Origin of the sequence: Pseudomonas sp. KCJK9058 (genome assembly GCF_046230975.1) — a bacterium.
In the GTDB taxonomy this organism is placed as follows: Bacteria; Pseudomonadota; Gammaproteobacteria; order Pseudomonadales; family Pseudomonadaceae; genus Aquipseudomonas; species Aquipseudomonas alloputida.
The window spans coordinates 1-25,821 of sequence record NZ_JBJJLR010000031.1; the positions used below are offsets into that span (position 1 = coordinate 1).

27 protein-coding genes and 1 riboswitch are annotated in these 25,821 nt (G+C 62.9%); of the genes, 14 read left to right on the forward strand and 13 right to left on the reverse strand.

All coding sequences use genetic code 11. The features are described from left to right. Positions 1-63: 63 nt before the first annotated feature. Genes trxA through ACK59Z_RS16845 form a run of 3 tightly spaced genes read right to left on the reverse strand, consistent with a single transcriptional unit; the run spans position 64 to position 2,074 of the window. On the reverse strand, positions 64-936 hold the full coding sequence (gene trxA, locus ACK59Z_RS16835; RefSeq protein WP_004576908.1) for a thioredoxin: 873 nt from the start codon (positions 934-936) through the stop codon (positions 64-66). A gap of 31 nt (positions 937-967) precedes the next feature. Then, the gene (locus ACK59Z_RS16840; RefSeq protein ID WP_409293499.1) at positions 968-1,624 is read right to left on the reverse strand and encodes a class I SAM-dependent methyltransferase; all 657 of its coding nucleotides are present in this window, start codon (positions 1,622-1,624) and stop codon (positions 968-970) included. Positions 1,625-1,627: 3 nt separating this feature from the next. After that, complete coding sequence (locus ACK59Z_RS16845) at positions 1,628-2,074, reverse strand: YbaY family lipoprotein (protein ID WP_108191680.1); 447 nt, start codon at positions 2,072-2,074, stop codon at positions 1,628-1,630. A 106-nt stretch (positions 2,075-2,180) separates the two neighbouring features. On the opposite strand from ACK59Z_RS16845, the gene nrdR reads away from it, so the two are divergent. The 12 genes from nrdR to ACK59Z_RS16905 all read left to right on the forward strand — a co-directional run bounded on the left by nrdR (position 2,181) and on the right by ACK59Z_RS16905 (position 10,935). Next, on the forward strand, positions 2,181-2,645 hold the full coding sequence (gene nrdR / locus ACK59Z_RS16850) for a transcriptional regulator NrdR (protein WP_003255402.1): 465 nt from the start codon (positions 2,181-2,183) through the stop codon (positions 2,643-2,645). A 2-nt stretch (positions 2,646-2,647) separates the two neighbouring features. After that, on the forward strand, positions 2,648-3,778 hold the full coding sequence (ribD, locus tag ACK59Z_RS16855) for a bifunctional diaminohydroxyphosphoribosylaminopyrimidine deaminase/5-amino-6-(5-phosphoribosylamino)uracil reductase RibD (RefSeq protein WP_019750311.1): 1,131 nt from the start codon (positions 2,648-2,650) through the stop codon (positions 3,776-3,778). A 42-nt stretch (positions 3,779-3,820) separates the two neighbouring features. Continuing rightward, the gene (locus tag ACK59Z_RS16860; protein WP_003255399.1) at positions 3,821-4,486 is read left to right on the forward strand and encodes a riboflavin synthase; all 666 of its coding nucleotides are present in this window, start codon (positions 3,821-3,823) and stop codon (positions 4,484-4,486) included. A gap of 18 nt (positions 4,487-4,504) precedes the next feature. Continuing rightward, positions 4,505-5,596, forward strand: a complete 1,092-nt coding sequence (gene ribBA, locus ACK59Z_RS16865; protein WP_003255398.1) for a bifunctional 3,4-dihydroxy-2-butanone-4-phosphate synthase/GTP cyclohydrolase II — start codon at positions 4,505-4,507, stop codon at positions 5,594-5,596. 91 nt (positions 5,597-5,687) lie between these two features. Beyond that, entirely contained in the window at positions 5,688-6,164 is a 477-nt protein-coding gene (ribE, locus tag ACK59Z_RS16870; RefSeq protein WP_003255395.1) for a 6,7-dimethyl-8-ribityllumazine synthase, read from the forward strand. Beyond that, positions 6,161-6,661 (forward strand): transcription antitermination factor NusB, encoded by a 501-nt coding sequence (gene nusB, locus ACK59Z_RS16875; protein WP_003255393.1) that lies wholly within the window; start codon positions 6,161-6,163, stop codon positions 6,659-6,661. Before ribE ends, nusB begins: the two co-directional genes overlap by 4 nt. A gap of 18 nt (positions 6,662-6,679) precedes the next feature. Then, positions 6,680-7,648, forward strand: a complete 969-nt coding sequence (gene thiL / locus ACK59Z_RS16880) for a thiamine-phosphate kinase (RefSeq protein ID WP_011953348.1) — start codon at positions 6,680-6,682, stop codon at positions 7,646-7,648. Beyond that, entirely contained in the window at positions 7,645-8,148 is a 504-nt protein-coding gene (locus tag ACK59Z_RS16885; RefSeq protein ID WP_003255391.1) for a phosphatidylglycerophosphatase A, read from the forward strand. Before thiL ends, ACK59Z_RS16885 begins: the two co-directional genes overlap by 4 nt. A 16-nt stretch (positions 8,149-8,164) precedes the next feature. Further along, complete coding sequence (locus ACK59Z_RS16890; protein WP_003255390.1) at positions 8,165-8,908, forward strand: ABC transporter substrate-binding protein; 744 nt, start codon at positions 8,165-8,167, stop codon at positions 8,906-8,908. 181 nt (positions 8,909-9,089) lie between these two features. After that, positions 9,090-9,707 carry a GTP cyclohydrolase II gene (ribA, locus tag ACK59Z_RS16895; RefSeq protein ID WP_003255389.1) on the forward strand — a complete coding sequence of 206 codons (618 nt, stop codon included), beginning with the start codon at positions 9,090-9,092 and terminating at the stop codon, positions 9,705-9,707. Continuing rightward, positions 9,704-10,123 carry an MFS transporter gene (locus ACK59Z_RS16900; protein ID WP_108191682.1) on the forward strand — a complete coding sequence of 140 codons (420 nt, stop codon included), beginning with the start codon at positions 9,704-9,706 and terminating at the stop codon, positions 10,121-10,123. The genes ribA and ACK59Z_RS16900 overlap by 4 nt, the downstream gene beginning before the upstream one ends. Continuing rightward, positions 10,123-10,935 (forward strand): cobalamin-binding protein, encoded by an 813-nt coding sequence (locus ACK59Z_RS16905; RefSeq protein WP_047605327.1) that lies wholly within the window; start codon positions 10,123-10,125, stop codon positions 10,933-10,935. Before ACK59Z_RS16900 ends, ACK59Z_RS16905 begins: the two co-directional genes overlap by 1 nt. On the opposite strand, the gene ACK59Z_RS16910 is transcribed toward ACK59Z_RS16905, so the two are convergent. The 5 genes from ACK59Z_RS16910 to ribB form a co-directional block, all read right to left on the reverse strand. Next, positions 10,913-12,784 carry a TonB-dependent receptor domain-containing protein gene (locus ACK59Z_RS16910; RefSeq protein ID WP_409293500.1) on the reverse strand — a complete coding sequence of 624 codons (1,872 nt, stop codon included), beginning with the start codon at positions 12,782-12,784 and terminating at the stop codon, positions 10,913-10,915. The two genes, ACK59Z_RS16905 and ACK59Z_RS16910, sit on opposite strands and share 23 nt — an antisense overlap. A gap of 347 nt (positions 12,785-13,131) precedes the next feature. Then, positions 13,132-15,027, reverse strand: coding sequence for a 1-deoxy-D-xylulose-5-phosphate synthase (gene dxs / locus ACK59Z_RS16915; RefSeq protein WP_003255384.1), 1,896 nt, complete (start codon positions 15,025-15,027; stop codon positions 13,132-13,134). Between the two features lie 176 nt (positions 15,028-15,203). After that, positions 15,204-16,091, reverse strand: coding sequence for a (2E,6E)-farnesyl diphosphate synthase (gene ispA, locus ACK59Z_RS16920; protein WP_004577210.1), 888 nt, complete (start codon positions 16,089-16,091; stop codon positions 15,204-15,206). Then, positions 16,088-16,330 (reverse strand): exodeoxyribonuclease VII small subunit, encoded by a 243-nt coding sequence (locus ACK59Z_RS16925; RefSeq protein ID WP_003255380.1) that lies wholly within the window; start codon positions 16,328-16,330, stop codon positions 16,088-16,090. Before ACK59Z_RS16925 ends, ispA begins: the two co-directional genes overlap by 4 nt. A 165-nt stretch (positions 16,331-16,495) precedes the next feature. Further along, positions 16,496-17,146, reverse strand: coding sequence for a 3,4-dihydroxy-2-butanone-4-phosphate synthase (ribB, locus tag ACK59Z_RS16930; RefSeq protein ID WP_003255379.1), 651 nt, complete (start codon positions 17,144-17,146; stop codon positions 16,496-16,498). An 80-nt stretch (positions 17,147-17,226) separates the two neighbouring features. Further along, a riboswitch (FMN riboswitch) is annotated at positions 17,227-17,368 on the reverse strand. Positions 17,369-17,517: 149 nt separating this feature from the next. On the opposite strand from ribB, the gene ACK59Z_RS16935 reads away from it, so the two are divergent. Then, the gene (locus ACK59Z_RS16935; protein ID WP_409293501.1) at positions 17,518-18,498 is read left to right on the forward strand and encodes a zeta toxin family protein; all 981 of its coding nucleotides are present in this window, start codon (positions 17,518-17,520) and stop codon (positions 18,496-18,498) included. A 21-nt stretch (positions 18,499-18,519) separates the two neighbouring features. Here ACK59Z_RS16935 and ACK59Z_RS16940 read toward each other — a convergent pair whose 3' ends face one another. From ACK59Z_RS16940 to ACK59Z_RS16950, 3 genes are all read right to left on the reverse strand, one after another. Further along, on the reverse strand, positions 18,520-19,413 hold the full coding sequence (locus tag ACK59Z_RS16940) for an alpha/beta hydrolase (RefSeq protein WP_108191686.1): 894 nt from the start codon (positions 19,411-19,413) through the stop codon (positions 18,520-18,522). A 100-nt stretch (positions 19,414-19,513) separates the two neighbouring features. Then, positions 19,514-20,842: a histidine kinase sensor domain-containing protein gene (locus tag ACK59Z_RS16945; protein ID WP_409293502.1), complete on the reverse strand. Its 1,329-nt coding sequence runs from the start codon at positions 20,840-20,842 to the stop codon at positions 19,514-19,516. Beyond that, positions 20,842-21,534, reverse strand: coding sequence for a response regulator transcription factor (locus ACK59Z_RS16950; RefSeq protein ID WP_108191688.1), 693 nt, complete (start codon positions 21,532-21,534; stop codon positions 20,842-20,844). The genes ACK59Z_RS16945 and ACK59Z_RS16950 overlap by 1 nt, the downstream gene beginning before the upstream one ends. Before the next feature lie 181 nt (positions 21,535-21,715). Between ACK59Z_RS16950 and ACK59Z_RS16955 the strand changes: the two genes are divergently transcribed. Then, positions 21,716-23,890 (forward strand): TonB-dependent siderophore receptor, encoded by a 2,175-nt coding sequence (locus ACK59Z_RS16955; protein ID WP_409293503.1) that lies wholly within the window; start codon positions 21,716-21,718, stop codon positions 23,888-23,890. Positions 23,891-24,066: 176 nt separating this feature from the next. Here ACK59Z_RS16955 and ACK59Z_RS16960 read toward each other — a convergent pair whose 3' ends face one another. Beyond that, entirely contained in the window at positions 24,067-24,531 is a 465-nt protein-coding gene (locus tag ACK59Z_RS16960; protein ID WP_060539119.1) for a hemerythrin domain-containing protein, read from the reverse strand. 569 nt (positions 24,532-25,100) lie between these two features. Then, complete coding sequence (locus tag ACK59Z_RS16965; protein WP_108191690.1) at positions 25,101-25,802, reverse strand: XRE family transcriptional regulator; 702 nt, start codon at positions 25,800-25,802, stop codon at positions 25,101-25,103. Between the last annotated feature and the right edge of the window lie 19 nt (positions 25,803-25,821).

Genomic DNA, 25,821 nt, shown 5'->3' on the forward strand with positions numbered 1-25,821 from the left:
TCCACTGCGCTGGTTCTTCGCGGGCATGCCCGCCCACAGGTCCAGCGCAGGCTTCAAGGTCACTCAGAACATCGCCGCCGACAGCTTGCGACGATAAACACCAACCAGCGGGTGATCGCCACCCAGCAATTCGAACACCTGCAACAGCGCCTTCTGCGGCAGCCCGTTCTCGTAGCCACGGTTACGCTGGAACAGCTTCAGCAGCCCGTCCAGCGCCGCCTCATACTGCTGGCGCGCCAGTTGCTGAATGCTCAGCTGATAAGCTGCCTCGTCGTCTTGCGGGTTCTGCGCCAGACGGCTTTTAAGGTCTGCCACTTCCGGCAGGCTGGCAGCCTGGCGCAGGAAGGTCAGCTGGGCCTTGGCACCGGCCAGTGCAGCTTTGTGTTCGTCAGTCTTGACCGCATCCAGCACCACTTGCGCTTCGCCCAGCTCGCCACGCTCGGCCAGGCAGCGGGCATACAGGATCAGCGCCTCGACATTGCTGTTGTCCTCACCCAGCAGCGCCTGCAACAGCGCTTCGGTTTCGGCAAAACGGCTTTCGGCAAATAGCGCCTTTGCCTGCTCCAGTGGCGAGGCGGTGGGCGCGGCTGGCATTTGTACATGCGGCTCGAGCATGGCGCGGATCGCCGACTCCGGTTGCGCCCCGGCAAAACCGTCCACCGGCTGACCGTCCTTGAACAGCACCACTGTCGGCAGGCTACGGATGCCGAACTGGGCAACCACCTGTTGCTCCACGTCGCAGTTGATCTTGGCCAGCAGCAGTTCGCCCTGGTAACCCTCGGCAATCTTTGCCAGCAATGGCATCAGCGCCTTGCACGGCGCGCACCACTCGGCCCAGAAGTCCACCAGCACTGGCTTGTGGAAGGAGTTCTCGATCACCAGTTGCTGGAAGTTAGTATCGGTGGCGTCGAAAATGTAAGGCGTGTCTTGGGTCATCGCGACTCTCGCAAACTCGTGTATGGCACCACTATAAGGTGTCGCGGCTGGCGTGGTACAGGCTGACCCGGCGGAATTCGTGTGGCTCGGCCAGGTCCGGCAGGGTCAGTGCGTCGAGCACGCCCAATTGCTGGTACAACGGGTGGTGAAAGTCACGTACCCGCGAGTCGGCCACCAAGGCCTGTCGACCGCGGCTCAGGAAGGCATCCAGCAGCGGCAGGTTGGCGCGGTCGTACAGCACATCGGCAACCAGGATCAGGTCGAAGCGGTCTTCCTCGGCAAAAAAATCGCTGCTGTAGCGTAATGTCACTCCGTTCAGTGCTGCATTCGCACGGCAGGCATCGAGGGCCAGCGGGTCGAAGTCGCAGGCCACCACTTCCCGTGCACCGGCGCGTGCAGCAGCAATGCCGGCGATACCAGAGCCGGCGCCAAAGTCCAGCACGCGCTTGCCCGCCACCCATTCCGGGTGTTCGGCCAGGTAGCGGGCCATTGCCAGCCCGCTGGCCCAGCAGAAGCTCCAATAGGGAGGTTCTTCAAGAATGCGCCGGGTTTCTTCGCTGCTGAAGGCGCGATCCATGTTCTGGTCGTCGATCAGCCATAGCTTCAGGTCACAGTCGGGCAGTTCGCTGACGATCAGGCGTGCTTCGCCGATCAGGCCGCTGAGGGCCTGTTGCAGAGCCAGCGGCATCACTTAAGGCGCCTTCTCGAAACGCAGCGGGCCGGTGGCCTGGGTTTGTGCCTGGGTAATGCGCACCGGGGGCAGGTGCATGATCAGCTGGCCGGAGTTGCTGGCGCGGCCACGCAGTTCGACCCGGGCACCGGGCGGGAAGGCTTCGGGGTTGAAACGCAGGTGGTAGGGCAGCGCCTGGCCGGTACCGGTCAGGTTGCTGCTGGCCAGTAGGCGCTGCGGGCGGTCGCGCTCGTCGATCACCAGCAAGGCCAGTTCCACCTCGGCACCCGCCGGAATTTCCAGCAAGGTGCCGCTCAGCTCGCGCTGGTAGGCCGGCAGCGGGCCCAGTACTTCGGACTTGGCCGAAGGGGCTGGCGCGGGCACTGGGTTGTCGGTCTTTGGCCTGTCGCTGCCGCAGGCGGCAAGCAGAGCGGCGCAGCACAGCACGACGAGCGCTCGGTAGTGCATGGGGGAGTCCTTCACGGGCATATTTCCCATGGATGTTAACCCCTTTGGCTTGTCTTGCCAGTGCAATGCGCTACCATGGCCCTCCCTTTTTTTGTTGCCTGCCACCATGCACTGTCCCTTTTGCGGTGCCAACGACACCAAGGTCATCGACTCTCGCCTCGTCGCCGAGGGCGAGCAGGTGCGCCGCCGCCGTGAATGCGTGGCCTGCGGCGAGCGCTTCACCACCTTCGAAACCGCCGAGCTGGTGCTGCCCCGGCTGATCAAGCAGGACGGCACGCGTCAGCCCTTCGACGAAGAAAAGCTGCGCGCTGGTATGCAACGGGCCCTGGAAAAGCGTCCGGTCAGCGTCGAGCGCCTGGAAGCTGCGCTGGCGCACATCAAGAGCCGGCTGCGTGCCACAGGCGAGCGCGAAGTCAAATCGTTGGTGGTCGGTGAAATGGTCATGGCCGAGTTGCGCAAACTCGATGAAGTGGCCTATATCCGCTTTGCTTCGGTGTACCGGCGCTTCCAGGACCTCGACGAGTTCCGCGAAGAAATCGACCGCCTGGCCCGTGAGCCAGCTAAAGAGTGAACATGCCCAGCCAAGCTGCCATTCTCGACGCTCACTACATGGCCCGCGCGCTGGAGCTGGCGCGTAAAGGCCTGTACACCACCCACCCGAACCCGCGCGTAGGCTGCGTGATCGTGCGCGATGGCGAAGTGGTCGGTGAAGGCTGGCACGTGCGCGCCGGCGAGCCCCATGCCGAAGTGCATGCTCTGCGCCAGGCCGGTGAACTTGCCCGCGGTGCTTGTGCCTACGTCACCCTGGAACCATGCAGCCATCATGGCCGTACGCCACCGTGTGCCGAAGCACTGGTCAAGGCCGGCGTGGCGCGTGTCGTAGCCGCCATGCAGGACCCTAACCCTCAAGTGGCGGGGCAGGGCCTGCGGCGCCTGGCCGAAGCTGGAATCGAAGTGGCCAGCGGAGTGCTCGAAGCCGAGGCCCGCGCCCTCAACCCAGGCTTCCTCAAGCGCATGGAGCACGGCCTGCCGTTCGTTCGCGCCAAGCTGGCCATGAGCCTGGATGGCCGCACTGCCATGGCCAGTGGTGAAAGCCAGTGGATCACCGGGCCGGCCGCGCGCTCAGCCGTGCAGCGCTTGCGCGCCCGCTCCAGCGTGGTGCTGACCAGCGCCGCCAGCGTGCTGGCAGACAACGCACGCATGACCGTGCGTGGCGCCGAGCTGGGCCTGGATGCCGAAACAACCGCCCTGGCACTCAGCCGCACACCCTTGCGGGTGCTGGTTGATGGCCGCCTGCGCCTGCCACTGGCGGCGCCGTTCTTCCAGGCGGGCCCAGCGCTGGTGGTGACTGCTGTCGCAGATGACCCGCGCTATGCCGCTGCCGGCCACGAATTGCTCAGCTTGCCGGGCGACAATGGCCAGGTCGACCTGGCGGCGCTGCTTCGCGCCCTGGCTGCCCGCGGCGTCAACGAAATCCTGCTGGAAGCCGGTGCCGGCCTGGTCGGTGCCTTCGCACGGCAAGGCCTGGTCGACGAGTACCAGCTGTTCGTCGCTGGCACCTTCCTCGGCTCTCAGGCCCGGCCACTGCTGGACTGGCCGATGGACAAGATGAGCGAAGCACCACGGCTGAAAATTACCGAAATGCGCGCAGTGGGCGATGACTGGCGGGTCACGGCCATCCCCCTGCCAGCGCCCGGCGTATAATGCCGGGCTTGCCCCGCGCAAACCGTTTTTGAGGAAGACCCCATGTTCACCGGCATCATCGAATCCATCGGCACCATCCGCAGCCTGACCCCCAAGGGTGGTGACGTGCGCGTCTACGTAGAAACCGGCAAGCTCGACCTGGGGGACGTCAAGCTCGGCGACAGCATCGCCGTCAACGGTGTATGCCTCACGGCCGTAGAACTGCCGGGCGACGGCTTTTGGGCCGATGTCAGCGTCGAAACCCTCAAGCGCACCGCCTTCATCGACCTCAAGAGCGGCAGCAAGGTCAACCTGGAAAAAGCCCTGACCCCCACCACCCGCCTGGGCGGGCACCTGGTCAGCGGCCACGTCGACGGGGTTGGCGAAATCATTTCGCGCAGCGATAACGCTCGCGCCATCCAGTTCCGCGTGCGTGCACCGAAGGAACTGGCCAAGTACATCGCCCACAAGGGTTCGATCACCGTCGACGGCACCAGCCTGACGGTCAATGAGGTCAATGGCGCCGAGTTCGAGCTGACCATTGTCCCGCACACTCTGTCCGAAACCATCATGGCCGATTACCGTGCAGGGCGTCGGGTAAACCTTGAGGTCGACCTGCTGGCCCGTTACCTGGAGCGCTTGCTGCTGGGTGACAAGGCCGCCGAACCGAGCAAGGGCAGTGGCATTACCGAAAGCTTCCTGGCCGCCAATGGCTTCTTGAAATCCTGATTGAGAAGGGGGTGCCGCGTGGCGCTCAACAGCATCGAAGAACTGGTCGAAGACATCCGCCAGGGCAAAATGGTCATCCTGATGGATGACGAAGACCGCGAGAACGAAGGCGACATCATCATGGCGGCCGAATGCTGCCAGCCGGAGCACATCAACTTCATGGCCAAGCATGCCCGTGGCCTGATCTGCATGCCGATGACCCGCGAGCGTTGCGAAACGCTGAAGCTGCCGTTGATGGCGCCGCGCAACGGCTCGGGCTTCGGCACCAAGTTCACCGTGTCGATCGAGGCCGCCGAGGGCGTCACCACCGGTATTTCCGCCGCCGACCGCGCCCGCACTGTGCAGGCTGCTGCTGCCAAGGACGCCAAGGCCGAAGACATTGTCAGCCCTGGTCACATCTTCCCGCTGATGGCCCAGCCAGGCGGTACGCTGGCGCGTGCCGGCCACACCGAAGCCGCCTGTGACCTGGCGCGCATGGCCGGTTTCGAGCCAAGCGGCGTGATCTGCGAAGTGATGAACGACGACGGCACCATGTCGCGCCGCGCCGAACTGGAAGTGTTCGCCGCCGAGCACGGCCTGAAGATCGGCACCATTGCCGACCTGATCCACTACCGCATGATCCACGAGCGCACCGTGCAGCGTGTTTCCGAGCAATCGGTGGAGAGCGAGCTGGGTGAGTTCAACCTGGTCACCTACCGTGACGCGGTCGAAGGCGACGTGCACATGGCCTTGACCCTGGGCAAGATCTGCGCCGAAGAGCCGACCTTGGTACGGGTACACAATATGGACCCACTGCGTGACCTGCTGCTGGTCAAGCAGCCAGGCCGCTGGAGCCTGCGCGCGGCCATGGCCGCAGTGGCCGAAGCCGGCAGTGGCGTGGTGCTGCTGCTGGGGCACCCGCTGGACGGCGACGTGCTGCTGGCGCACATCCGCGAAAGCGCGGGCGATGCACCGGCCAAGGCACCGACTACCTACAGCACCGTGGGGGCCGGTTCGCAGATCCTGCGCGACCTCGGTGTGCGCAAGATGCGCCTGATGAGTTCGCCGATGAAGTTCAACGCGATATCCGGATTCGATCTGGAAGTTGTAGAATACGTGCCCTCCGAGTGACTTGAGGCGGCATTGACGCCCTCTGCTCGAGTCCAGACCCCTGTCGAGGCCGCTTGTATGCGGCCTCGCTCTTGAAGATGAGAATATCGGAATGACCCTGAAGACCATCGAAGGTACCTTCATCGCCCCCAAAGGTCGCTATGCTTTGGTGGTTGGCCGCTTCAACAGCTTCGTTGTCGAAAGCCTGGTAAGCGGTGCCGTTGATGCCCTGGTACGCCACGGTGTCAGCGAAAGCGACATCACCATCATCCGTGCCCCGGGTGCATTCGAGATCCCGCTGGTGGCACAGAAGGTCGCCCAGCAAGGCGCCTACGACGCGATCATCGCCCTGGGCGCCGTGATCCGTGGCGGTACCCCGCACTTCGAATACGTGGCGGGCGAGTGCACCAAGGGCCTGGCCCAGGTGTCCATGGAGTTCGGTGTTCCGGTGGCCTTCGGCGTACTGACCGTCGACTCCATCGAGCAAGCCATCGAGCGTTCTGGCACCAAAGCCGGCAACAAAGGTGCTGAAGCTGCCCTGTCCGCACTGGAAATGGTCAGCCTGCTGGCGCAGTTGGAGGCCAAGTGATTAGCGACGAAAGCGATCGTTTCAACCCGCGCGATCCAAAACCTGCGGATGCCGGCAAGCCCTCGAAGAGCGCCAAGCGCCGCGAAGCCCGCAAGCTCGCGACCCAGGCCCTCTACCAGTGGCACATGGCCCAGCATTCGCTGAACGAGATCGAAGCGCAGTTCCGGGTGGATAACGATTTCACCGATGTCGACGGTGCCTATTTCCGCGAGATCCTGCATGGGGTCCCGGCAATCAAGGGCGAAATCGACAAAGCGCTGGTGCCTTGCATGACCATCGCACTGGAAGAGCTCGACCCGGTCGAGCTGGCCGTGCTGCGTCTGTCCACCTGGGAACTGATCAAACGCGTCGACGTGCCGTACCGCGTCGTGATCAACGAAGGCGTGGAGCTGGCCAAGGTCTTCGGTGCCACTGACGGCCACAAGTTCGTCAACGGCGTGCTCGACAAGCTAGCCCCGGCGCTGCGTGAAGCAGAAGTCAAGGCGAACAAGCGCTGATCCTGGCGCTGCCTGGTCATGGGTGAGTTCGAGCTGATCAACCATTACTTCGCCGCTGCGCCCTGTGCGCAGGGTGGCGAGGGCGTGGCGCTGGGTATCGGCGACGACTGTGCCCTGCTGGACCTTCCCCCCGGTGAGCAACTGGCGGTGTCGACCGACACCCTGGTCGCCGGGGTGCACTTTCCTGCTGTTTGCGATCCGTTGCTGCTTGGCCAGCGATCGTTGGCTGTGGCGGCCAGTGACCTGGCAGCCATGGGCGCGACTGCAATCGGCTTTACCCTCGCACTGACCCTCCCTGACGTTGGCCCTGACTGGCTGGCGGCCTATGCCGACGGCCTTGGTCGCATGGCCCACCGTTGCCGCATGAGTCTGATCGGTGGTGACACGACGCGCGGCCCCTTGAGTATCACCGTCACCGTGTTCGGCCGCGTGCCGGCTGGCCAGGCCTTGCGCCGCAGCGGTGCAAGGCCGGGTGACCTGTTGTGTGTCGGCGGTTCGCTGGGCAAGGCCGCCGGTGCATTGCCCTTGGTGCTGGGCGAGCGCGAGGCGCCTGCCGCGCAGGCCGAGCCGCTGCTGGCCCATTACTGGTCACCGATGCCGCAGCTCACCCTCGGTGCCCTGCTGCGTGGCCGGGCCACGGCGGCGCTGGACATCTCCGACGGGCTGCTCGCCGACTGTGGGCATATTGCCAAGGCATCCGGTGTCGCGTTGGAGGTGAACCTGGCGCAAGTGCCAGTGTCTCCTGCTCTGGAGGCCTTCCTCGGCCGTGAAGCAGCCGTGCAGGCGGCGCTTACCGGTGGCGACGATTACGTACTGGCCTTCACCTTGCCACCCGAGGCGCTGGCGCCCTTGGCAGCCTTCGATTTTATCGAAGTGCATACCGTCGGTCGTGTGCTCGAAGGGCAAGGCGTGACCTTGCGCGACGCGCAGGGCCAGGACATAACCCCCGTCCAGCGGGGCTATCAACACTTTAGGGAGAGACCGTGACCGATCACCCCAACCAGGTGCCTGCGGAGTTCGTTCCGCCTTCGGTCTGGCGCAACCCGTGGCACTTCATCGCTTTTGGCTTCGGTTCTGGCACCTTGCCCAAGGCGCCAGGTACCTGGGGCTCGCTGGTGGCCATACCGTTTATCCCGCTTTGGCAGATGTTGCCCGACTGGGGATACTGGCTGTTGCTCGGCGTGAGCATGCTGTTTGGCTTCTGGTTGTGCGGCAAAGTTGCCAATGACTTGCGTGTACACGACCATGAAGGCATTGTCTGGGACGAGATTGTCGGCATGTGGATCACCCTCTGGCTGGTGCCGGAGGGCTGGCAGTGGCTGTTGGCAGGGTTCCTGATGTTCCGCTTCTTCGACATCCTCAAGCCGTGGCCGATCCGCTGGATCGATCGTCATGTGCACGGGGGCGTCGGCATCATGCTCGACGATATCCTGGCCGGCGTGTTTGCCTGGCTGGGCATGCAGGTTCTGGTGTGGGCGGTTGCCTGAAACAGGGAGTGCGTGAATGGCCGTAAGGACTGTACTGCTGGCAATGCTGCTGAGTATTGCCCCGTGGGTAACAGCTGCCGAGGGCATCCCGAAACAGATCCATCTGGTTAGCGAGGAGTGGCTCGACTACACCAATGCCGACGGTACCGGGGTGGCCTGGGATGTGCTGCGCAAAGTGTTCGAGCCGGCCGGCGTCGAGGTGGTTACCCAGAGCGCGCCCTACAGCCGGGCGGTTGGCCTGGTCAAGCGCGGCGAGGCTGATGCCTGGGTTGGCTCGTACAAGGAAGAGAACGACGACAACCTGTACCCGCGCTGGCACTTCGACATGGACCACATCTATGCCCTGGGGCTGGCCAGCAAACCTGCGCCTACCCTGGATACCATCGGCAAGTACCGGTTGGCTTGGGTGCGTGGTTATGATTACGGCAGCTACTTGCCCAATGTGCACGAATTCCGCGAAATCCAGCGTCGCGAGGGCATTTTGCCGATGCTCGAGCACGACCGGGTGGACTACTACATCGACGCACTGACCGAGGTCGACTACGTGCTAGGGCAAGCCTCCCAGCCTGAGCGCTTCCGCCGTACCCACGTGGCCGAGTTGCCGTTGTACCTGGCTTTTGCCCGTAACGACCAGGCCAAGGCCCTGTGCGACCTGTTCGACAAGCGCATGAAGGAGCTGGTGCGTAGCGGCGAACTGAAACCGATTTTCGAGCACTGGAAACAGCCCTATCCGTTCAACGCGGGTAGTCACCCGCACTGAGGCTGAATACACCAAGGTACATCGCGGCCCCCTGTGGCAGCGGGCTTGTGATTGAGCGATGGCTTTTTAATAAGTATCGAACTTTTCGATCTTAAGCCACCGTATACAGCCAGCCCATATCCCCCAACCTGCTGATACAATCGGCCCACGAGAAATTTCCTACTTATTCCAGGAGCACAACGTGCCCGTCGTCTTTGTTGCCGCCTCTAAACTCCCGACGCCCTTCGCGACCTTCACCATGCATGGCTTTCTCGACGAAGCCACAGGCCGTGAGCATGTGGTGCTCAGCCTGGGTGATATCGCGGACGGCCAGCCGGTACTGGGGCGCCTGCATTCCGAGTGTCTGACCGGCGATGCACTGTTCAGCCAGCGCTGCGACTGCGGCTCGCAGCTGGAAGCCGCGCTGCAGGCCATCGCCCGCGAAGGCCGTGGGGTGCTGTTGTACCTGCGTCAGGAAGGCCGTGGCATCGGCCTGCTGAACAAGATCCGCGCCTACGAGCTGCAGGATGGTGGCGCCGACACCGTCGAAGCCAACGAACGCCTGGGCTTCGCTGCCGACCAGCGTGACTACGCCATATGCCTGCCGATGCTCGAGCACCTGGGCGTGAAGTCGCTGCGCCTGATGACCAACAATCCGCGCAAGGTCAAAGCCCTGACCGACATGAACATCGTGGTTGCCGAGCGTGTGCCGCTGCACACCGGGCATAACCCGCACAACCGCTACTACCTGGCGACGAAGGCCGGCAAGTTGGGCCACATGCTGGGCAACGAACACCAGGGCGAGGTGCCCCAGGCGTGACTCGCGCCGAGGTCAAGCGACGTCTGGCGCTGGCCTGGTGGCAGTACCTGGCGGTGGGCCTGGTGCCGCTGCCAGTCATGGCTTGGGCCTTTGGGGGCGGTGATGCAATGATCCCGGTGTTGGCCATGCCACTGTTCATCGCCGGTGCGGCCACCATGTTCCTCAGCCTGCCGCGCTTCGGTGCCTACAAGCGCGCACTTATTGCCACCTCAAAGGTGCTCGGCACGGGCGAAGAAGCCGCTGCCTGGATCGAACTGGCGCGGGTGCGGCGCATGGCCATGCTGTATGCCTGCTTCCCGGCTTGGGTCGCCGCACTGTCGGTGCTGGTCGGTCTGGAGGCAGTGCCGCAGATCCTCCTCGCATTGTCTACCGTAGTAGTGCTGTACCTCTATCGCATTCCGCGCCAGCTGGGCTGATGCGACTGCTACCTGGCCTGCTGGCGTTGTTCGCCTGCACTGTACTGGCTGCAGAACCGCTGCGTGTCGTCAGTCTGGCCCCCTCGATGAGCGAGATCATGCTTGAGCTGCAGGCAGACGACCTGCTGGTGGGCGTGCTCGACGGTGGCGAACGGCCGGCTGCGCTGCGCCATTTGCCTTCGGTCGGGCGCCAAGGGCAACTGGACATGGAGCGCCTGCTCAGCCTGCGCCCCGACCTGTTGCTACTGTGGCCAGGCAGTGTGCCACCGGCCCAGCGCGACCAACTCAAGCGCCTGGGTATGGCCACCTTCAGCGCCGAACCCCACGATATCAGCCAGCTGATCGAGCAGATCGAGGCCATTGCCGAGCGTATCGGGCGTGCCGAGCAGGGTCATTCATACGCGCGAGCCCTGCGTGAGCGGCTGCAGCAGCTGCGCCAGCAGTATCGGCGTGACGAACCCTTGCAGGTGTTTTATCAAGTCTGGGATCGGCCGTTGTACACGCTCGGTGGCCGACAGGTCGTGACCGACGCCCTGGCCGTGTGCGGGGCGCGCAATGTGTTCGCCGACCTTGGCCAGCCGGCGCCACAGGTGAATGTGGAGTCCGTGCTGCTGCGTAATCCGCAGGTCATCCTGGCAGCTGATGAGGCGCAACTGGCCAGCTGGAAGGCTTGGCCGCAGATTCGAGCGGTGGCTGATGGGCGCCTGCTGGTGGTGCCGGACAAAGGGCTGGAGCGCCCCAGCGGGCAGATGATCGAAGCCACCGCCCGCTTGTGTGCGTTGCTGGACGCTAAAGCGCCGGTGTCCAGGTAACACTGAAGAGCACAGTGCGGCCCTCTTCGCGGTAAGGGTGATACGCACCCTCGTAGCTGTAAAGGGCGCGGCTGTAGCTGCGGTCCAGCAGGTTATCCAGCTTGGCTTCGAGTTTGAGTTCGTCGCTAGCCGCCCAACTGCCGCGCAAACCCAGCAGACCATAGCCACCGATGCGGTTGCGGTTGGCCTCATCGTCATAACTGCTGCTGACCGCCTGCCAACTGGCACCCACGCTGAAACGCCCGAACTCACGGTCCAGGTCCAGGCTCAAGGTGCGGCGGGCGCGGCGGGCGAGGGTGTGGCCAGTGTCGCGGTCGCGTGGGTCGATCAGCGCCAGGCCAAGCTGGCTGTGCCAGGCGCCCCATTGCTGCGCCAGCGCCATTTCCACACCATTGATTCGTGCCGAGGCGACGTTACGGGGTATCGAGTCCTGGCCAAAGATGATCGCGTCGCGCAGGTCGGTACGGTACAGCGAAGTCTCCAGCCGGCTCTCTGCAGTCAGCTGGCTGCGCCATTGCAGCTCGTAGCTTCTGGAGTGCTCTGGGTCCAGGTTCGGGTTGCTGAACTGTGGGTAATACAGGTCGTTGAACGTTGGCGCGCGGAAGCCTTCGCTGTAGGACAGCAGCACATCGTTGTTCGCGTTCAGCGGTACGGTCAGGCTGCCGCTCCAGGTGGTCTGGCCACCAAACTGCTGGTTGCGGTCATGGCGCACCCCCAACTCAGTGGAAAACTGCTCGCCCCGGTAGCGGTGCTGGGCGAACACGGCACGGTTCCAGCGGCTGTCCTCAGTGAAATCGGTAGTGCCGTGTACGCGGTCTTCGTACCAGTCGCCACCGATCAGTACGGTGTTCCGTTCGCCGAGGGCCAGGTCGTTCTGCCAGGTAGCCTGATCGCGGTAGGTGTTGAACACGAAGCGCTCAGCGCTGAGCTTGTCGCGTTTGTCGTCCCGGTTCTCGCTATGTGCCAGTTCAAGGCGTGAATGCCAGGTTTCGGTGACCTGAACGTCAACGTAGCTGCCCAGGCTGCTGACGCTGAAGTCGGTGTAGGGTTGTTGACCGAAGCTCTCGAAGGTAACGGGGTCGAAGCCGCCGAACGGGTTGTCGTACTCGCTGCGACCACGGCTGTCGAGCAGGTTCAAGCCGGCCTCGAAGCGCTCACCGAAGGTGTGGCTCAGGCTCAGGTTCAACGCCTTGTTGCGGTAGGCGTCGTGGTCACCATCGCTGGCGAAGGATGGCCCGGTCGAGTCGATACCGGCAGTTTCATCCAGGCTGGCGCCAAGGTTCAAGCGGGTCGAGTCGTTGCCGCCAGAAAGCCCCAGGCTGCGTTGGAATGTCTGGTTGCTGCCGGCGGCCATGCGCAGGCGTGGCTGCAGACCGGGGCCACTGCTGCGTCGGGTGAAGATCTGGATCACCCCGCCAATGGCATCGCTGCCGTACACCGCTGAGCGCGAGCCGCGCAGTACTTCGATGCGCTCGATCTGGTCGATGTCCAGAAACTGCAGGCCGCTGTCGCCCGAGGTGGCGTTGGCGATGCGCACGCCATCGACCAGCACCAGGCTTTGCGCGGCCTTGGTGCCACGGATAAAGATGCCCGGCAGGCTACCACGGCCACCGGTAGGTGCCACTTGCACGCCCGGCACGCGGGAGAGCAAGTCGGTGACGCTGGTGGGTTGCAGGCGGTCGATGTCGGTGCGGGTGAAGACCGTGTTGGCAGCGCTGGTGGCGGTACGCGATTCGACCTGGCGGCTGGCGCTGATCAGCACGTCGGGGAGTTTGAGGGCGTCGTCGCGCTCAGCGGCCAGAAGGAATGTCGGGGCACAGAGAATCGTGGTACAGGCTAATTTTTTCATGGGCAGTTCCAAAGGATTTCCACAGCACTGTGCTGTCCCCGTAGGAGCGGGTTTACCCGCGAAAGGGCCGGGCCTGCGGGCCAATTTCCACCCGCCGTTCACCGTTGCCGGCGCTACCGTATTCGCGGGTAAACCCGCTCCTACAGTGAGCACATATCGGTGATCGGGCGCAGGCCGTCGTAGGAGCGGGTTCACCCGCGAAAGGGCCGGGCCTGCAGGCCAATTTTCACCCGCCGTTCACCGTTGTTGCCGCTACCGTATTCGCGGGTAAACCCGCTCCTACAGTGAGCACACATCGGTGATCGGGCGCAGGCCGTCGTAGGAGCGGGTTCACCCGCGAAAGCACCCTAGAGCCCGAGCTTGACCATGCGGGCCTTCACCGAAGCCTCGATCCCGGCCGCATCCAGCCCGCACTCAGCCAGCATTTGCGCAGGCTTGGCATGCTCGACATAGATATCCGGCAGCCCCAGGTGCAGAAGCGGCTTGAGCACTGCCTGGCTGGCAAGGAACTCACCCACCGCAGCGCCCGCGCCACCCATGATGGCGTTTTCTTCAATGGTTACCAGCAGTTCATGGCTGCCTGCCAGCTCCAGCACCAGCGCCTCGTCCAGCGGCTTGACGAAGCGCATGTCGACCACCGTGGCGTTGATCTGTTCGGCCACTTGCATGGCCTCAGCCAGTTGTACGCCGAACACCAGCAAGGCCACTTTCTCGCCCTGGCGGCGGACCACACCCTTGCCGATCTCCAGGGGTTGCAGGTCACCGCTGATCGGCGCATTCGGGCCGGTACCACGCGGGTACCGTACAGCGGCCGGACCGTTGTACAGGTGGCCGGTGCTGAGCATCTTGCGCAGTTCGTTCTCGTCGCTGGGGGTCATCACCAGCATGCCCGGGATGCAGCGCAGGTACGACAGGTCGTAGCTGCCGGCGTGGGTCGGGCCGTCCTCGCCGACCAGGCCGGCGCGGTCGATGGCGAACAGCACGTCGAGGTTCTGCACCGCCACGTCGTGGATCAGCTGGTCGTAGGCGCGCTGCAGGAAGGTGGAGTAGATCGCCACCACCGGCTTGCTGCCCTCGCAGGCCATGCCGGCCGCCAGGGTCACGGCATGCTGCTCTGCGATCGCAACGTCGAAGTAGCGCTCAGGGTAGCGCTCGCTGAAGTCGACCAGGTCCGAGCCTTCCTTCATTGCCGGGGTAATGCCCACCAGGCGGTTGTCGGCGGCGGCCATGTCGCACAGCCACTGGCCGAACACTGCGGAGTATTTCGGACCGCTGGCTTTCTTCGGCGCAGCTGGCTTGTCGGCCGGCTCCAGCTTGGTAATGGCGTGATAGCCGATCGGGTCAATCTCGGCAGGGGCGAAGCCTTTGCCCTTCTTGGTCACCACATGCAGGAACTGCGGGCCTTTCAGGTCACGCATGTTGCGCAGGGTGGCGATCATGGTGGGCAGGTCGTGGCCGTCGATCGGGCCGATATAGTTCCAGCCCAGTTCTTCGAACAGTGTGCCTGGCACCAGCATGCCCTTGGCGTATTCCTCGGTGCGACGGGCAATTTCCCAGGCGCCTGGCAGTCGCGACAGCACTTTCTTGCTGCCTTCGCGCATGCTCGCGTAGGTGCGGCTGGAGAGGATCTTGGCCAGGTAGTTGGACAGGCCGCCGACGTTGCGCGAAATCGACATGTCGTTGTCGTTGAGGATCACCAGCATGTCGGCATTGACTTCCTGGGCGTGGTTCAACGCCTCGAACGCCATGCCGGCGGTCAGCGCGCCATCACCGATCACCGCAATCGACTTGCGTGCGCTGTTCTGCAGACGGGCAGCAATGGCCATGCCCAGCGCGGCGCTGATCGAGGTGCTGGAGTGGCCAACGCCAAAGGTGTCGTACTCGCTTTCGCTGCGGCGCGGGAAGGCCGCGATGCCGTCCTTCTGGCGCAGGCTGAGCATGCGGTTACGACGCCCGGTGAGGATCTTGTGCGGGTAGGCCTGGTGCCCTACGTCCCACACCAGCCGGTCGTCCGGGGTGTCGAACACGTAGTGCAGGGCGATGGTCAGCTCGATCACGCCCAGACCGGCACCAAAGTGCCCACCGGTCTGCCCGACGGTGTAGAGCAGTTCCTGGCGCAGTTCGTCGGCCAGCGTCTCCAGGTCGGCTTCGGCCAACCGGCGCAGGCCGGCAGGCGTGTCAGCGCGGTCGAGCAACGGCGTGACCGGGCGTTCGCGGGGGATCTCTTGAAACGTCGTGGGCATCAGGCGAGTCGTTATAGGTGTGTGAAGACGCGGCAGTTTACCCCATTGTGGGAAAAGTGCCCATTCGACCACAGGTTACGCGGTCCCCTGTGGGGGCGGGTTTACCCGCGAATGCGTCGGCAAATTCAAGATCGCATTCGCGGGTAACCCGCTCCTACAGGGATCGGTGAAGCTGTTTAGTTACGGCGTTCGACGATGTAACGCGCCAAGGCCCGCAGCGGTTCGGCCGTTTCGCCGAACCCTTGCAGTGCAGCCAGCGCCTGGTCGCGCAGTTCGATTGCATAGGCTTTGGCGGCTTCCAGGCCCAGCAGGGCCGGGTAGGTCGGTTTGTCACGCGCTATGTCTGCACCTTGGCGTTTGCCCAAGGTAGCAGTGTCGCTTTCCACGTCGAGGATGTCGTCCTGCACCTGGAATGCAAGGCCAATGGCCTGTGCATAAGTCTGCAGGGCATCCAGCTGCGCCGGTTCGGCACGGGCACTGGCCAGGGCGCCGAGGCGTACGCTGGCTTCGATCAGCGCGCCGGTCTTGTGCCGGTGCATGAACTCCAGCGCCTGCTGGTCCAGCTTCTGGCCCACCGAACCGAGATCGATCGCCTGGCCGCCAACCATGCCGGCCGGGCCGGCAGCTTTGGCCAGTACCTGAACCATGGCCAGGCGAATGCTGTCGATCTGAGGGCTCAGGCATGGGTCGAGCAGGGCACTGAAAGCCAGGCTCTGCAAACCGTCGCCCGCGAGGATTGCGCACGCTTCGTCAAACGCCTTGTGGGTGGTCGGCTGGCCGCGACGCAGGTCGTCGTCGTCCATGGCCGGGAGGTCGTCATGCACCAGCGAGTAAGCATGGATCAGCTCTACCGCGCAGGCTGCGCCGTTGGCTTGTTCGGCCGGGGCGCCCAAGGCTTCGCAGGCCGCATAGGCCAACAGCGGGCGCACGCGTTTGCCGCCGTTCATCACGCTGTAGCGCATGGCGGCGTAGAGGCGTTCCAGCTCTTTGCTCGGGGCGATGAACAGCGGTTCGAGGGCTGCGTCGACTCGGGCCTGGCAACTGGCCTGGTAGGTGCCAATCATGCTTCCGGCTCCGCGTCGAAGGGCTGGGCAGCCAGTTCACCGTCGCGCTCCAGCAGAATTTGCACCTTCTGTTCGGCCTGGGCCAGGGCGCCCTGGCAGTCACGGGTCAGGGCGATGCCTTGTTCAAAGGCGGCCAGCGACTCTTCCAGCGACAACTCGCCGTTCTCCAGGCGCTCGACCAGTGCTTGCAGGTCTGCGAGGGATTGCTCGAAATCGAGGGAGGCTTTTTTGCGGGCCATGGCGACTGTCTCGGTGGCATTCAGAACGGCGCGACACTAGCAGAGCGGGGCGGGGGGAGCAAACTTCCGGCAACTGCATCGGCTGATGCAGACCGATGGAGGAGCGGCCCTGTGTCGCGAAAGGGCCGCTCACACAAGGACCGCAAAGCGTCCCGGTTCGGTGGATCAGGCCGGCTCTGCTTCCCGTTCCAGCATCGCCTCACGGTACCGCGCCAGCTCCTCGATGGTCAGCACCGGCAAATTGTACTGCCGTGCATATACCGCCACCTGCTCGCCACGGGCCATGCTGCCATCGGGGTTCATCAACTCGCACAGCACCGCCGCCGGGCGCAGGCCGGCCAGGCGCGCCAGGTCTACCGAACCTTCGGTGTGCCCACGGCGGGTCAGCACACCGCCATTGCGGGCGCGCAGCGGAAAAACATGCCCCGGGCTGACGATATGGCGCTGTTCGGCGCTGGAACGCAGTGCTGCGTCAATGGTGGTGATGCGGTCTTGGGCGCTAACCCCGGTGGTGATACCTTCGGCCGCCTCGATGGTGACGGTGAAACCGGTGCCGTGGCGGGCCTGGTTGTTCTGCACCATGGGTGCCAGTTGCAGTTCGTCGACGGTGGCTTCGTCCAGGCACAGGCAGACAATGCCGCTGCAATCGCGAATCATCATGGCCATGGTCTGCAGCGTAATGTTCTCGGCGGCGGCAATGATGTCCGCTTCGTCCTCGCGGTCGTCATCGTCGAGCAACAGTACAGGGCGCCCGGCCTGGAAGGCGGCGATGGCGGCGGAAACAGTGGGAAATTGCGTGTGGTGCTGGGTGAACATGAAACGCTCCTCGTGAATGATCGATGAACGTCTCGGGGCGAACAAAATGCGCGCGCAAGGGCGCCCGGATGGCCCCTGCATGACGCCTTCTTTCATCCGGACTATGACCGTCGGCTCTGGAGTTGCACCAGATCTGCTGACCCCCGACATGGTCGGGGCGCTCGCGGGCTCATCTTTCGATTTACCGCCGGTGGGGACTTACACCCCGCCCTGAAGACCGACCCAGCATACAGCACAGGGCCACCCCAGTGGCAACCCGCGGTTCTACTACCTTCGACGAGACTTGCAGCAGTAACCATCTACCCCTTTGCACTTGCCGCAGCGCTTACCTTCGTGACGGTCACATTGGCAAACCTAGGAAACGAACCGTCATGCCCTCTCTCTATCCTTTTACCGATACCGATCTCCATCTCGCATTCAGAAAGGTCGTCGACACATTGTTCGACAAGAAGCGCGACTACGTCGACGGCGTGCTCAGGCCCAAAATGCTCATCATTGCCGGTACACAAGGCTCGGGTAAGACGTACTTGCTGGAAAACACGCTGCTGAAGAGCGGGCGCTACGACAATTATGTTCGCCTTTACGAAACCCATTTTCGTGAACTGCACCCTCATTATCGGGCGATGGAAGACAAAGGCGTGCTGCATGTCTATGAGCATACCGAGTCGTTCATCTGGCGGCTGGGGGCAATGATTTGCACGTATGCGATGGAAAACAAATACAACATCATCATGGAGACCGCGCTCGACAGCCCTCATTTCGCTGATTTTCCACCTGATGCCGCCCGGAAGGGCTATCAGAGCGAGGTCCATCTGATTGCGTGTCAGAAAGAATTTAGCCACTGGTCGACCCTGGACCGTGTGGTCAACAGCGTTGGCAATCAGGAGATCGAGCGTGTGGTCAGCCTGACGCAGATCGAAGAGGCGCAAATCAATGGCAGGGCCATCATCGATGCTTTCGAGAACGCTTGTATCGAGGTGCCGGGCTCCGAAATCGTGATCTATCGACGTGGCCTGGAGACGGACAGGAATAGCCTGCCGGTCTGTCACAGCACCTGTCCTGAAAAAGGGCTCCTCGTGCCCCAGCAGACCTACCAGGGCAGGGCATTCTTCCGCGGGGCAGACCTGAAGATCAACTTCAAGGTCCAGCGCAGTCCCCAGGCCGACTTCCCCTGTTCCTATATTCAGTATGCGCAGGTGGTGCATGCCGGCCTGCTGGGTTCGGAACACCGTCGGGCGATGGCCGAACTCAATTGCAAAACCCTCGGCCAGGCTCAGAAGCTGATGTCGCAGCTGCCTGTGGATGTCTACCGCGAGCTGTGCCTGTACGTGCTCAAGTACGCGCAACCTTGAGCCGGGCAGGCACAGGGCTGGTCACTGGCCAGACATGCCTTCGATCACCCTGCGCAGGGAGGCGGCCAGCATGGGCCCATGCCCCAGACCCTCGAAGCGCTCATAGCGCACGTCAAGGCCTTTGATCGCGGCCAGATCTGCCGCCAGTCGGCGCGCAGGCAACTCGTCGTTCTCGTGCGGCGAACCATGCGGGCTGGCGGGCTCCTGCCCGCCGCGCATCAGCAACAGGTGCGGGCGCGCCTCGCCAAGGCGTGAGGGAAGCCCTTGCGCCTCCCGGACAATCACACCATCGCGCCACCACAGTGACGGGCTGGCAGCAGCGTAAAGGCGGAATTCGCCGGGGCAGGTAAACAGTGCGTGAAGCACAGCCAGGCCACCATAGGAGTGCCCCCACAGCGTCTGTCGTTGCGGATCGATCGGCGCCACAGCCGACACCATCGTGCGCATGCGCCCGGTCAGAAGCTTCAGGAACGCATCGACCCCGCCGCTGGGCTGGCCGGTCAGCGGATCACGCTGCTGCACCTGCTCCGGCAGCGCCGGGGTGTAGTCCAGCGTGCGGCCGGCCCTGTCGATGCGCAGTTCGGTCCGGTAACCCACCGCCACCAGCAGGGGGGCCTGGCCCGCGGCGAGCCTGTCCAGTTGCTGCTGATCCAGCGTCCCCAGCGCAGCATTGCCATCGAGCATCCACAGCACCGGGTACCCCGATGCTGGCGCTGGACGATTCGGCTTGCCAACCCACAGGCGGTAGTGACGCAGGCCATCGGCCGAGTCCAGATCAAGCTGGCTGAAGTGATAGGCCAGGTCCTGGCGCTGTAACACCGACGTGTCCATCTTCTGGTCATGCTCGGGCTGGGCCAGGACAAGAGGGGCCGCCAGGGCAAGTGCCAAGGCCAGCATCAGGGTCTTCTTGCTCATCGGGCGTCTCGTCAGGGCTTTGCAAGGAGCGCAAGGCTTGAGCGCCCAGATGATAACCAGTCCCGATCGAGCGTAAAGCGCATTAACTTTCTAAACAGTCTCAGGCCGCAGGCAAGGTCATGTGCAGGCACAGGCCCGGGTGCCCATTGCTGGCCCACAACCGCCCGCCTTGCAGTTCGATGGCGCGGCGGGCGATAGCCAGGCCCAGGCCGAAGCCTGCGCCACTCTCGGCCAGGCGCTGGTAGGGCTTGAAAATGCGCTCAAGGTCTGCATCCGGTACGCCTGGCCCTTGGTCGCTCAGGCGCAGGTGCAAGCATGCGCCCTCACGCCAGCCATCAAGGCTGACCCGGCCTTCGGTCGGCGAGTGGCGAATGGCATTGCGCAACAGGTTTTCCAGGGCTTGGGCCAGACTGTCCAGATGGGCCTGCACCAGGCAGTCGGTGCCAAGTGAGCACGGCAGGCGCGCACGGTCCCAGCCGCTTTCGAAACAGACGTCCTCACACAAGGCTTCCCACACGGAAAGCACCAATACCGGCTCGGTCGACAGGCTGGGTTGTTCGGTGTCCATCCACGCCAGGTCGAGGGTGTTTTCCAGCAACTTCTGCATGTCGGCCACCTCACGGTCCAGGCGCTCACGCAACTGCGGCGGTGGCAAGTCGCTGTCATGGGCGATGCGCAGCCGCGCCAGCGGCGTGCGCAGTTCGTGAGACAGCGTGCGCAACAGCAGGCGCTGTTGCTCAAGGCTCTGGCGCAGGCGCCCGGCCATGTGCTCGAAGGCCTGAGCCAGTTCACCCAGCTCATCACGGCGTTGCTGCAGGGGCAGGGCGGGGCTGTCCAGATCATCGGCCCGCAGGGCGTCGGCGCGGTCGCGCAGGCGGTTCAACGGCACGACAAGGTGCCGGTAAAGCGCAAGGCCCAGCAGCAGGGCCAGCAGCGCGGGGGCAACGCCATGAGTCACCACATGGGTCCAGGGTGTCAGGCCTGTGGGTAGCAGCCGTTCGGGCAGTTGCAGCACCAGGCGGCCATGCTCGGGGTGTTGCGGAAATTCGATGCTGACGTATGGCAATTCATCCTGGAGGCGCCGGCTCATCGGCCAGTCGAGCTTGCGCATGAATGTCAGGTGGCTGGCTTCCTCGGCGCTCAGCGGGGTGGTGCCAAGGCTCTGAAGGTGTGGCCCTATCACGGCCACCCAGGTGTCCTCGGCCAGTGCCACCTGCTTGCGCCAGGCTTCGGTGCCGGCTGCGCCGTCCTGCTCCCACGCCTGTTCGGCCTGTTGAGCATAACGCGCCAGGTAGTCCTGGTCGGCCTGGGACAGAAAATAGGTACTGCGTTCCACCGAAAGGCCCCAGGTCCAGATGAGCCAGATCAGCAACAGGCAGAAGCTGACTTGCAGCAAGGCCAGTTTCCACAGCAACGGGTGGCGACGCATCAGGCCTGCTCCGTGTCGACCAGGATGTACCCTTGGCCACGTACGGCCTGGATCTGCAGGTGCTGGGCGTTGATGTCGGCCAGTTTGCGGCGCAGGTTGCACACATGCACATCCAGGCCTCGGTCCAGTCGGGTATAGGCCCTGTGCAGCACGGTCTGGTACAGGAAGGGCTTGCTCAACGCTTCGTCGGGGTGTGCCAGCAGCGTGACCAGCAAACGGAATTCGGAAGCGGTAAGGCCAGCGGCGTTGCCGTTGTGGATAACGTCCTGGCGGTCGTGGTCCAGCATCACCTCCCCCACGTCGGCACGCAGCGCCGTACCACGATCGAATGCCACGCGACGCAGCAAGGCATCTACCCGTGCGTCCAGCTCCGCCAGGCTGAAGGGCTTGGGCAGGTAGTCGTCTGCACCACGGGTGAAGCCGCTGATGCGATCCTGCTCGGCCCCTAGTGCCGACATCAGCATGACCGGCACTGCCTGCTGGCGGCGCAGGGCGTCGAGCAGGCTGAGGCCGTCGATGCCTGGCAGCATGATGTCCAGCAGCACCAGTTCGAACTGCGATTGCTTTATGGCATTCAGGGCCTGGGTGCCGCTGGCGCAGGCGTGCACCTGGAAACCGCGGTTGCGGAAATGGCGGTCCAGGTCCTGAAGCAGGCGTGGGTCGTCTTCGGCAAGGAGAAGTGAGGTGGGCACGGCGAGCCTTGATGAGAACTTTTATCAGTTGCGAATCATCCCACTGGCTGCAGGGAAAGGGCAACGCCTTGATGTGTTAAGAAGGTTAATCCAGCTGCACCCTGGTTTTCGCTCCGGTATCGTTCGCAAAAAGCAACTTGTTTCGTTTGCGATTCAATATCATTTGGGCGAAGGGTGTGTCATGACCGGTTTCAAAAGTGTGGGCAGCTTACAACGGGTTCGGGGATGGCTGGCGCTGGGGTTGCTGGCACCGTTTTCTTTATCGGCAGTGGCCGAAACGGTAGCGGCCCAGGCGGCCGAAGACAACTCGCTTGATCTGCCTGCATTGACCATCGAAGGCAACCGCCTGTACGACATGCTGCCTTCGGAAGAAACCGGCGGTTACAGCGTCGATGCCGCTACCGTGGGCACCAAGACGCCGGCAGCGCTCAAGGACATCCCGCAGTCGATCACCGTGTACACCCAGGACTACGTCAAGGATCGCCAGTTCGTGCACCTGGATGACCTGGCCAAGTACACCGCTGGCCTGCGCGCCCTGACCAATGACAGCGGCCGTTCGTCGATCTACGCCCGTGGCTACGAGTACAGCGAGTTCAATATCGACGGCCTGCCGGCGCCCATGGCCAGCATCTTCGGTACTGTCCCGTCGTTGGCGGCGTTCGACCGCGTCGAAATCATGCGCGGGCCGGCCGGGCTGTTCAGCAGTACCAGCGAGCTGGGTGGCATCGTCAACATGGTGCGCAAGCGCCCGACCGCCGAGTTTCAGGGGCATATCGAAGGCAGCTACGGCACTTGGGACACCAATCATGAGGAAATCGACCTGAGCGGGCCGCTGGACGAGGCCGGTCGCGTGCGCGGGCGCTTCATCGCATCCCGTGACGACACCAATGGTGAAGTGGACTACAACGCCAACACCAGCAACACCTACTACGGTGCGCTGGACATCGACCTGGACGACGCCACCACCCTGTCGTTCGGCCTGATGCATGAAGTGAAGAACATCACCCCGCACAACGGCTACCCGGCCACGTTGTCCGGCGAGGTGCCCGACTTCAGCCATTCGCGTTTCCTGGGCGCCGACTGGAACTACTTCGACGGCAAGACCACCGACTTGGTCGCCGAGCTGACACACCGCTTCGACAATGGCGGTTACGGCCGTGTCGCGGCCCGTGGCTCGCACCGCGACACCAACTATCTGTACGCCTTCACTGCAACCAATGCCACCACAGGCGCCAACTCCGAGCGCGCCAGCGCCCGTGATTTCACGCAAGACACTTATTCGCTGGACGCCAGCTACAGCCAGCCGTTCGAGACCTTCGGGCAGGTAAGCGAGTTTGTGGTCGGGAGTGACTACAAGAACTACGACACCGAGTACCTCAACGGCACCACCAATCTCGGCGCGATCAACGTGAATACTTACTCGCCGAAGCAGTTCGCCAAGCCGTCGCCCAACTACAGCACCGAGACCGGCATGCAGGAAGAGGAGTACGGCCTGTACTCCAAAGTGACCTTCCGCCCGGTGGAACGCCTGGCGCTGATTGCCGGTGGCCGCTTCAGCTGGTATCGCGGTGACTTCTACACCACCACCCTTAGCAGCGGCGCCACCACCAATGACAGCAAACGCGTCAACGGCCACTTCACCCCTTATGGTGGCCTGGTCTATGACCTGACCGACAACCACGCGCTGTACGCCAGCTATTCGCAGGTGTTCAAGCCGCAGTCCGACACTGACAGCAATGGTCGGGTGCTGAAACCGCGTGAAGGCGAGCAGTACGAGTTCGGCCTCAAGAGCAGCTACTTTGGCGGCGACTTGAATACGCGCTTCTCGGTATTCCGCCTGACCGACAAGAACCGCGCTACCACCGTGTACGATGCTGATGGTGTGGCCACCACCGACTCCGTTGCATCCGGCAAGACCCGCGTGAAGGGCGCGGAAGTGGAAGTGAGCGGCAAGCTGACGCCAAACTGGGAACTGCTGGCTGGCTACACGTGGATGGAGACCGAAACCGTCAAGGGGGACGCCGAAACCACGTTCTTCATCATGCCGCGCAACCAGGCTTCGCTTTGGAGCAAGTACACCATCAGCCAAGGGCCGCTGACTGGCTTGGCCGTGGGTGGCGGTATATCGGCGATGAGCAACTTCCATTCCGAGAGTGGCGGCGTGCGTATCGATGCACCGGGCTATGCCACGGTGGATGCGATGCTGTCTTACCCGGTGACTTCGAAGCTGACGGCCACCCTCAACGTCAACAACCTGTTCGACCGGGACTACCTGTCGCGGGTGGGGTCTACCTCGACGTTCAACTTCTACGGGCCGTCGCGCAGCATGATGGTTGGGGCGCGGTATGACTTCTGACGAAGTCTGTGGCTGCTAGGTGCGCCGTAAAACAAGGCCGCGCCCGCAAAGGGCGCGGCCTTGAGGCTGAATGATGAGAAACGTGGGAGCGTATCTGCACCCTCGGGTATCAGGGCCATAAAGTTGTGAGGCCGCGTGTTAATAAGTAGCGTGCTTTTAATTCAAGAAAATTAAATCTACGAGGCGTGCCATTGATGCTTTATTTCCTGCCATTGGGTGTCTGACAACCACTTGTCTGCCACCGGAAAGAAAATATTCTCCTCGGCATCCATATGGTCATAATATTTCTTGATGAAGTCTTCGATCGTGTCGGCGATTACTCTCGCTTCTTGCGTTGACTGCTCCAACATCTTGAGCTGTCCGGCAATTCGCTTGAAGGCTTTATGATCTTGCTCGATAGCCATGACCCGTTGGTGAATCGGTGCGTCGGTTGCCAGCAAGGCCAGCCGAATAAGCTCTTCATTTTCATGGTGGTGTCGCTCTGCATCACCATGCAAGGCTTCCAGCTGCTTAAACAACAGCTTGCAGTCATCGGCACCCGCGGATCCGTGCCTTATCCTCTCCAGTAACTCTTTGATCTGAGTAATTTTGGTAGCCACCTCATGATGATAGGCGTGCAGCTCTTTCAACATGGCGTTCATGCTAAGTCCTCATCACTACACCAAGCCGTTACAGATTAAATATTATTATTAAGCAATCTCTAAGGATAGCTGCACGTGTGGCACACATCTAATTGTTTAATTATAGTCTAGAGCGAAACACCCACCTTCGAAAAAATCGCCCCATTGGAAGATTTCGAAATATCAATTTGATGTTTATATGCGCTACAAGAAAAAACAGACACACCAGGATCGGTGGCGGGCTGCCCTTCAGCAGCGGGGGGCTGAGCAGAACGGGAGGCGCAAAGGGCTGCGTTCTATGCACGGAGGTAGGGGTTGGAAACCCGCGGGTTGTGAATGCTGTTTTTGAAGGTTTGTTAAATTAAAAAGCCGGCTTGTGGCCGGCTTCTCGGGGACGCTTCCGACTAATTTATGGTAAGCCGCAATCGCCTTAACTGTGTGGCCATCAAGGGCCTGAAAGAGATGGCAGATGCCCGTGTGGGATATCGCCGAGCCCTCTGGAACGCGGCTCGCGCCGGTCGGGGCTTAATGTGCGGCGTAGCATACAAGGGCGGGCGGCGGATGCCCAGCAAAAAATCGCCCAGGGCGCTTCAACTGGGCCGCTGCTGGCGGAAATGTGACCAGTGGAACACCCAGCCAAGAATTTCCAGGCCCTGCGCCTGACGCTGGGCGGCGGTGTAGCGTTCGACCGTGTAGTTGCGCCGGTCATGGCTGTGCAGGTACAGGGTGTCGTGCGGGCCAAGACTGAGGTTGTTCACCCTGAGCATGCCGTTTTGCAGCAGGGCATAGGTTTCGCCCTCGATCACCTGGGTCATGCCCAGATCAATGGCCAGGGTAGCTTCCAGGGGAATCAGCGGGAGCATGTTGCTGGCCGGCATTGCCAGGCAGATTGCGTTGCCGGCTTGCACGCCTAAGCCCTTCAGGGCTTTTGCCGGCAAGCGCAGGTGCTTGCTGCTCACTGGCGACAGCAAGCCGTTGCTCACTTCGTAGTAGGGCACCTTCAATAACCGGCCACGATGGCCCGACAGCGGGGTAAGCGGGTTGGCGGGCACTGGCCGTGGAAGGCCGTTGCGCAGGAGTGGATTGGGGTGTTTGGGGCCTTCACCGGTGCGCAGCCAACGTCGGTGCACACAGAACAGATCGGCCAGTTCGTCCAGCCGGGCCAAAGGTACACCGCGTTTGAACCAGTTGTTGACGTGCTGTGCTGTGACGCTGCGCTGGGCGGCGAAATCGGAAGGGGTCAGGCCACATTCTTGGAGCAGGGCCCTGAGGCGGTCGCCGGAAGTGTTCATGGCGGCGAGTGTAGCGGCG